This window comes from Parabacteroides sp. CAG:2 (assembly GCF_000436315.1).
GTDB classification, from domain to species: Bacteria; Bacteroidota; Bacteroidia; order Bacteroidales; family Tannerellaceae; genus Parabacteroides; species Parabacteroides distasonis.
Window position 1 is genome coordinate 198,755 of the sequence record NZ_FR885330.1, and the last position, 6,710, is coordinate 205,464.

Annotated in this window: 8 protein-coding genes; 4 read left to right on the top strand and 4 right to left on the bottom strand. The window is 45.9% G+C overall.

From position 1 onward, the window contains the following. Positions 1-404: 404 nt before the first annotated feature. From QVP94_RS18920 to QVP94_RS18935, 4 genes are all read left to right on the top strand, one after another. Positions 405-839 carry a nucleotidyltransferase substrate binding protein gene (locus tag QVP94_RS18920; RefSeq protein WP_022193233.1) on the top strand — a complete coding sequence of 145 codons (435 nt, stop codon included), beginning with the start codon at positions 405-407 and terminating at the stop codon, positions 837-839. Positions 840-848: 9 nt separating this feature from the next. Next, complete coding sequence (locus QVP94_RS18925) at positions 849-1,148, top strand: nucleotidyltransferase domain-containing protein (RefSeq protein WP_022193234.1); 300 nt, start codon at positions 849-851, stop codon at positions 1,146-1,148. 70 nt (positions 1,149-1,218) lie between these two features. Continuing rightward, positions 1,219-2,412, top strand: a complete 1,194-nt coding sequence (locus tag QVP94_RS18930) for an exo-beta-N-acetylmuramidase NamZ family protein (protein ID WP_022193235.1) — start codon at positions 1,219-1,221, stop codon at positions 2,410-2,412. Between the two features lie 6 nt (positions 2,413-2,418). Continuing rightward, complete coding sequence (locus tag QVP94_RS18935; RefSeq protein WP_022193236.1) at positions 2,419-4,476, top strand: TonB-dependent receptor plug domain-containing protein; 2,058 nt, start codon at positions 2,419-2,421, stop codon at positions 4,474-4,476. 49 nt (positions 4,477-4,525) lie between these two features. On the opposite strand, the gene QVP94_RS18940 is transcribed toward QVP94_RS18935, so the two are convergent. The 4 genes from QVP94_RS18940 to QVP94_RS19430 form a co-directional block, all read right to left on the bottom strand. Then, positions 4,526-4,975 carry an META domain-containing protein gene (locus tag QVP94_RS18940; RefSeq protein ID WP_022193237.1) on the bottom strand — a complete coding sequence of 150 codons (450 nt, stop codon included), beginning with the start codon at positions 4,973-4,975 and terminating at the stop codon, positions 4,526-4,528. Continuing rightward, positions 4,975-5,400, bottom strand: a complete 426-nt coding sequence (locus tag QVP94_RS18945) for an META domain-containing protein (protein WP_022193238.1) — start codon at positions 5,398-5,400, stop codon at positions 4,975-4,977. The genes QVP94_RS18940 and QVP94_RS18945 overlap by 1 nt, the downstream gene beginning before the upstream one ends. Before the next feature lie 83 nt (positions 5,401-5,483). Next, positions 5,484-6,425 (bottom strand): MATE family efflux transporter, encoded by a 942-nt coding sequence (locus tag QVP94_RS18950; protein ID WP_502685454.1) that lies wholly within the window; start codon positions 6,423-6,425, stop codon positions 5,484-5,486. Next, a partial coding sequence (locus tag QVP94_RS19430; RefSeq protein WP_502685455.1) for an MATE family efflux transporter occupies positions 6,412-6,710 on the bottom strand: 299 nt, incomplete at its 5' end. The genes QVP94_RS19430 and QVP94_RS18950, both read right to left, overlap by 14 nt.

Genomic DNA, 6,710 nt, shown 5'->3' on the forward strand with positions numbered 1-6,710 from the left:
CTTTAAATTTCCATCACTAAAAAAATGATGCCTCTTTATTTATAACGCATCATCAAGCGTAAGAATCGCTACTCCCATTACGATACAAAAGTACAACTATTTTCTCTTCTTGCAAACATTTTCCTAGAAAATATTTCAATAAATAAGCATTTTATCTCTTCAACCCCTCTTTACCTAGAAATCCAGAAACTACTTAGTAAGTAGACCTTCATCCTCTTAGTAAGTAGACCAGACCTCTACTTAGTAAGTAAACAGGGGGTCTGCTTACTAAGTAGTTTTCATCCTACTCATAGAGTAGATCCCGGACTATTCCGCAAGAGATTTCGGCTTATAAAGCGACAAGCCCTGTTTTGCGGATACGAAAGAAAAAGTTTATCTTTGCCCATATACAAAATAAGACGACTATGAGCAGGGATATTCGTTGGTTGCAACGTTTCGATAATTTCGCCAAAGCATGTGCCCGTTTATTGGAAATAACGGATACGATGGAATATGACGTTTTATCGGAACTAGAGAAAGAGGGGCTTATTCAACGTTTCGAATATACGTTTGAGTTGGCTTGGAAGGTATTGCAAGATTATATGCAATATCTGGGGTTCCAATTCCAGACAGGCCCGAACACGACCCTTCAGTTGGCTTTTGAGAATGGATTGATAAAGGATCATGATCGATGGCGAAAGATGGCGAAAGCCCGAATCCTAACCTCGCATACATACAACGAGGACGAGGCGGATGAGATCGCAAAAGGGATTTACGCAGACTACGCTCCCTTGTTAAGGGAACTAAGGGATTTGCTGATTATTCGTAAGAACGAGACGGAGAACAAAGATCTATTTTAATAGTTTATTATGTTTGGATTAAGCGATAACGTAGTTGAAGAGTTGCGTGAGGTATTTCGCAGGTATGGCAACATACGGCGTGTACTTATCTTTGGCTCGCGAGCCAAAGGCACAAGTCATGCAGGCTCAGACATCGACCTTGCCATGGATGGAGAAGATATCACCTTTAGCCAACAGCTCGACATAAACAACCGTATCGATGATTTGGGTTTACTTTACAAAGTCGACTTGCTTAATTATCAGAAACAAAAAGGGACTCCTATCGGGGAACATATCGACCGAGTAGGTAAAGTTTTCTATTCAAGATAGACCCGCATTCATTTCTCACAAACATTTCGTACTTTCGCGATCAGTACACAGTGATATATTATATAATGTAATGAAACAGATCCTTATATTCCTATTTTTACTTTATTGCTTGACACCCCGTGTCTATTCACAAAACGCCCCGTTAAAGCTAGGTGCCGAGCGGATGGATGTCGTCACTCGTTTACTGAAGGGTAAGCGGGTCGGATTAGTAGTCAACCAGACTTCCATTTTGGAAAAGCGGCAGATTCATTTATTAGATGCGCTAGTAGCGGAAGGCATAGACGTTAAGAAGGTGTTCGCTCCGGAACATGGATTCCGGGGAACCGGTGATGCCGGAGAGGAGATAAAAGATAGCCGAGACTTGAAAACAGGCATCCCCATCATCTCTATTTATGGGAAAAACAAGAAACCGTCCGCCGAGCAACTGGGCGACCTCGACGTGATTGTTTTCGATATACAAGATGTAGGTGCCCGTTTCTACACCTATATCAGTACGATGCATTACGTGATGGAAGCCTGCGCCGAAAACAACAAAGAGTTTATCGTGTTGGACCGCCCGAACCCAAATGACTTTGTAGACGGGCCGATCCGCCAAAAGGGATTTGAGTCTTTCGTAGGTGTCGATCCGCTCCCGATCTTGCACGGCTTAACCGTAGGGGAATTGGCATGGATGATCAATAAGGAAGGCTGGCTGAAAAGTGCGCCCGATACCTGCCGGTTAAAGATCGTAAAGATGGAGAATTGGAAACACGGAGATCCCTATTGGTTGCCGGTCAAGCCCTCTCCGAACCTCCCGAATGACCAGTCTATCCGCCTGTATCCGTCGCTTTGCTTTTTTGAGGCTACGAACGTTAGCGTGGGAAGAGGAACCTATTATCCGTTTCAAGTACTAGGTTTCCCGGATCCTAAATACGGGAATTTCACTTTTACCCCGACCTCCTTGCCCGGATTCGATACCAATCCCTTGCAAAAGGATAAAGTATGTTACGGCATCGATCTGCGGGAATATCCGTTCGAAGGAGGATTAACCTTGCGATTCTTCCTCGACTTCTACAATAAAGCGGGAAAGGATCAAGCCTTTTTCTTCTCCCGTCCGAACTGGTTCGATTTATTGGCAGGCACGAAGCAGCTCCGCTACCAGATCGTAAGGGGCTTATCCGAGAAAGAGATCCGGGAAAGTTGGAAACCCGAGCTGGATCAATACAAGGCCATGCGTAAAAAGTATTTACTTTATCCGGACTATCCTACTCAAAATAAAAAATAAGAACGAATGAATTATTGGGAATCGCATACCCAAGTCGCCGTACGTTTCCGCCGATTCGACCGGAAACGTTACGCTGCGTTCCGGAGTATGCACAAAGTCATTAACATTGGAGTCGTAACAGCAAGTACGCTACTATTCGCCCTGCCCGACACGGCGCAAGCTCAAAAGACAATCGAGCCTAACCGGACCGGCGAGGAAGCTTCCGTAGAGCTGGAAGAGGTAGAAGTTACCGCCTCCCGTGCGCCTATCGCACGGAATCAAGTGACCAAGATCGTGACAGTCATTCCCGCCCGTGAGATCGCGGCGGCACCTGTCACCAGTATCCAGGATCTTTTAGAATATGCCGCGGGAATAGACGTCCGGCAACGAGGAGAAGGAGGCACCCAAGCCGATATCTCCATCCGGGGAGGGACGTTCGACCAAATAGCGGTTCTCTTAAACGGGGTCAACCTCTCCAACCCACAAACTGGCCATTATAGTTTTGACCTCCCGGTGAATCTCTCGGACATAGAGCGCATCGAGGTGGTATCCGGCCCTTCTTCCCGTATATTCGGGGCCAGCGCTTTCGCCGGAGCGATCAATATCATCACGAAAACGGGAAAAGAGAACAGGATCTCGACTGATAATTACGCCGGAATGCATAAGCTATGGAAACTGGAAGCTGCCATCAATCATGCGACCACTCATTTCGGACAGCGCCTTTCCGCAGGGTATGCCTCGTCCGGAGGGTATATAGACAATACAGACTTCAAACAATTAAATCTTTTTTGGCAATCGGAACTTAAAAGTGAGGAGGCCGATTTCCAATTCCAAGCTGGATACAACGACAAAGGTTATGGAGCGAATAGCTTCTACTCCGCTTCCTACCCCAACCAATACGACAAGACTCGCCGCTTCTTCCTCTCCGCCGGAGGAGAAACACATGGCAAAATCAAGTTCACCCCCAAGGTATACTGGACCCGACATTTCGACCGGTACGAGTTGTTCCGTAGCGATCCTGCCGATTGGTATACCGGGCATAATTACCATGAGACGGAAGTATTCGGAGCCAACCTCAACGCCACGACACAGTGGAAACTAGGAAGAACCAGTATGGGCGTGGAATTCCGAAACGAGGGAGTAAAGAGTAATGTATTAGGCAAGCCGATGAAGGAACCGCAGGATGTTCCTTTCGAGAAAGAGGGGCAATATCTAAAAAGCGATAACCGAAGTAACATCAGCTACATTCTTGAGCATAACGTATTATTACGCCGCTTCACGTTGTCAGTCGGGGTCTTGGCAAACTATAATTCGGCCTTAAACGAAGGGATTCATTTCTATCCGGGAATAGATGCCAGTTACCGTATCGGGGACAATTTCCGTCTGTATGGGAGCTGGAACCGGGCATTGCGTATGCCGACTTTCACCGATCTTTATTATGAGGGTAAGACGAATAAAGGAAATCCTGACCTAAAACCGGAAGAAAGCGAGGCTTTCGAGGTCGGACTGAAATACAACACTTACTTCCTCCGGGCTCATATAGCCGGCTTTTACCGAAAAGGCAAGAACATGATCGATTGGGTGAAAGAGAAACCGGAAGATATCTGGGAAAGCCGAAATCTGACAAAAGTCGATAACCTTGGTTTCGAGACTAACCTGAGTTTATTACCGAGGGAACTGGGCAACGAACGGTTCTTTATCCGGAAAATAGAACTGGGATATGCGTTTATCCATCAAGACAAGGATAGTGAGGGGTATATATCGAATTATGCGTTAGATTATCTGAAGCACAAGTTCACGGCTCAATTAAGCCATTCTATCTGGAAAGGTTTTTCGGCCACTTGGTATGTCCGTTGGCAAGACCGGGCAGGTAGTTATACTAAATACGAGAATCTTAAGCCGGCTTATGAGGAACCTTACGCTCCTTATTGCTTAGTAGATATGAAAGTAAATTGGGAATATCAGCGGTTAAATCTATATGCGGAGTTAAATAATCTGCTCAATTCCACTTATTATGATCTGGGAAATATCCCCCAACCGGGTATTTGGTTTAAGGCAGGATTCCGTTATAGTTTCAAATATTAATACCCAGTTGTAGAGACGGGGCGTGCCCCGTCTCTACAACTGGGTGATTTTATTTTTGCTTTTTGATCACCAACAACTTATCATTATTGGTCCCGAACAAAGCGATTTCCGTAACAGGAGCCGCCTCACCCTGTGCCTCAAAGCGCACCACCTTATTAAGCGCTTCCAGCAACTCCCGCTCGCCGTTCATATCCGGGCAAGCCATTCGGGTAGTCGCTACCTGTGGGAACTTAATGATATTTTTATAAGCATCATTATATTCGATCTTCCCCATCAACCGATTGCAACCGGCATTTCCCGAAAGCCCTTGACGAGCCACGTCGAACACCAAAACCTGATGAGTCTCCTCGGGATTCAACGTCTTACCGTTCATCTCCACGACACCCCATTCACCATCCAGATCCGAGAAAGAAGCTACCACCGCTTTCTTGGATTTACAGCCGGCGAACAAACCAACGCCTACCAAAAGCAGGCAAATATAAAAAAGACCTTTTCTCATTAATTTCTCTCCAATACTAATAATACATTACCATCTTGGTCTACCAACAACATCTCATTCTCATCTTTTCCGGCCTTCACGGAACGAACTTGATCCATCGATTGAAGCACGCTCGTCTCCAAATCCATATTCGGACACGCCATCATAGTCGTAGTGCCCGGAGCGATCGTAATAGAAGATACATCTTCCGGATCTAACGTGATCGTCGTATTGAATAAATTACAGCCTGTATTTCCATGTAATTTCTTCTCAGCCATATTGAAGTCCATCTGCGGCAGGCCTTCTTCCAAGACTTTCTCACCTTTCACTTCTACCACATTCCATTTACCTTCCAACTTCTTCACATCTGTCTTGACATCTGAACAAGAAAACATCATCCCAACGAAAGCGGGAAGCAAAAACGCATAAAACAATACCTTTTTCATCTTCATCATAATCTTTTATAAAATATCTATTGTAATTAGTAAGACGCAAATAGAAGGCGAAATGTTCCCAAGAACACCCTGTTTTAGCTTATATTAACAGGATTCTTGATTAACATCCTCTTTTTCCACTTCTGCGTTCGCCACCGCAAACAGAGTACCGCTCCCCTGGAACACTCGTCCAAAGCAAAAGCGAACCACATCCCCGCTAAGCCTAATCCGAACACGATACCGAACATATACCCGCAGAACACGGCAAAGAACCACATACAGAATAACTCGATAATTACCGGGACCACAACGTCGCCTACCGAACGCAAGCAGAATAAGAACAGCAGTACCGTGGCCCGCCCTTGCTCCAAGAGTACATCTACCAGCAAGGCTCCCATCGCAATCGTTATGATTGCTTGATTCTCCGTGAATATCCCCAATAAAGGACGTCCCAGCAGATAAACCCCGGTACTAGCGACCAGCGTAATCAGCAATGACCTCCTCCAAGCATACCAACTCAATAAATAAGCGGCTTGCTTCTTCCTCGCGCCCACCAAATTGCCGGTACAAATAGAAGTAGCTTGTGCGATCGACAAAGAAAAGATATAGCCGATTATTACGATATTCATCACATAAACACGAGCTGTCAAGTACTCATTACCCAGCATATTGATAAAGTAGACAATCGTCACCTGCGAGGCATCATACGAGATTTGTTCCGCTGCCGAAGGCAAACCGATCTTCAACACGTCTCTCAACTTCTGAAACGGGAACGGACGGAAATAAGCCAAAGGGATACGAGGCACCAACCGCTTGAACAGCATGATAAACAAAAGTGTCATCGCCACTCCCCGGCAAACAGAGGTAGAGATAGCCGCTCCTTGTACACCGAGGGCAGGAAAACCGAAATGGCCAAATATCAATGCATAATTTCCAAACACATTCAATACATTGATCAGCAAGGTCACCTGCATCGCGTAATTCGGCTTGTTCGCCGCACGGAGCACCGCCGATATCGTCAAACTAACACCTTGCACGGAGCACCGCCGATATCGTAAAACTAACCGCTTGGAAGAAGCCGAACCCTCCGACAATGTGCATATAAGTCTCAGCGTCCGGCATCAGATCCGGACGGATATCCATCAGGACCAACATCTCCCTACCGAACAAGAAAAGCATCAAGCTGATCAAGCAACCTACGCCGGCGTTAAACAACAAGGAGGTTCCTAACACCTGAATAAAACTCTTATTATCTTTCGCCCCGAAATAGAGGGCGCACATGACGGAAGTTCCGGTCGTGGTAATATTGAACAGCAGGAATA

What these genes read in the sequence shown, in the direction of transcription:
- QVP94_RS18945 (WP_022193238.1), bottom strand. Translation starts at nt 5,400, where the DNA reads ATGAAAAAGGTATTGTTTTATGCGTTTTTGCTTCCCGCTTTCGTTGGG.
- QVP94_RS18930 (WP_022193235.1), top strand. Translation starts at nt 1,219, where the DNA reads ATGAAACAGATCCTTATATTCCTATTTTTACTTTATTGCTTGACACCC.
- QVP94_RS18920 (WP_022193233.1), top strand. Translation starts at nt 405, where the DNA reads ATGAGCAGGGATATTCGTTGGTTGCAACGTTTCGATAATTTCGCCAAA.
- QVP94_RS18925 (WP_022193234.1), top strand. Translation starts at nt 849, where the DNA reads ATGTTTGGATTAAGCGATAACGTAGTTGAAGAGTTGCGTGAGGTATTT.
- QVP94_RS18940 (WP_022193237.1), bottom strand. Translation starts at nt 4,975, where the DNA reads ATGAGAAAAGGTCTTTTTTATATTTGCCTGCTTTTGGTAGGCGTTGGT.
- QVP94_RS18935 (WP_022193236.1), top strand. Translation starts at nt 2,419, where the DNA reads ATGAATTATTGGGAATCGCATACCCAAGTCGCCGTACGTTTCCGCCGA.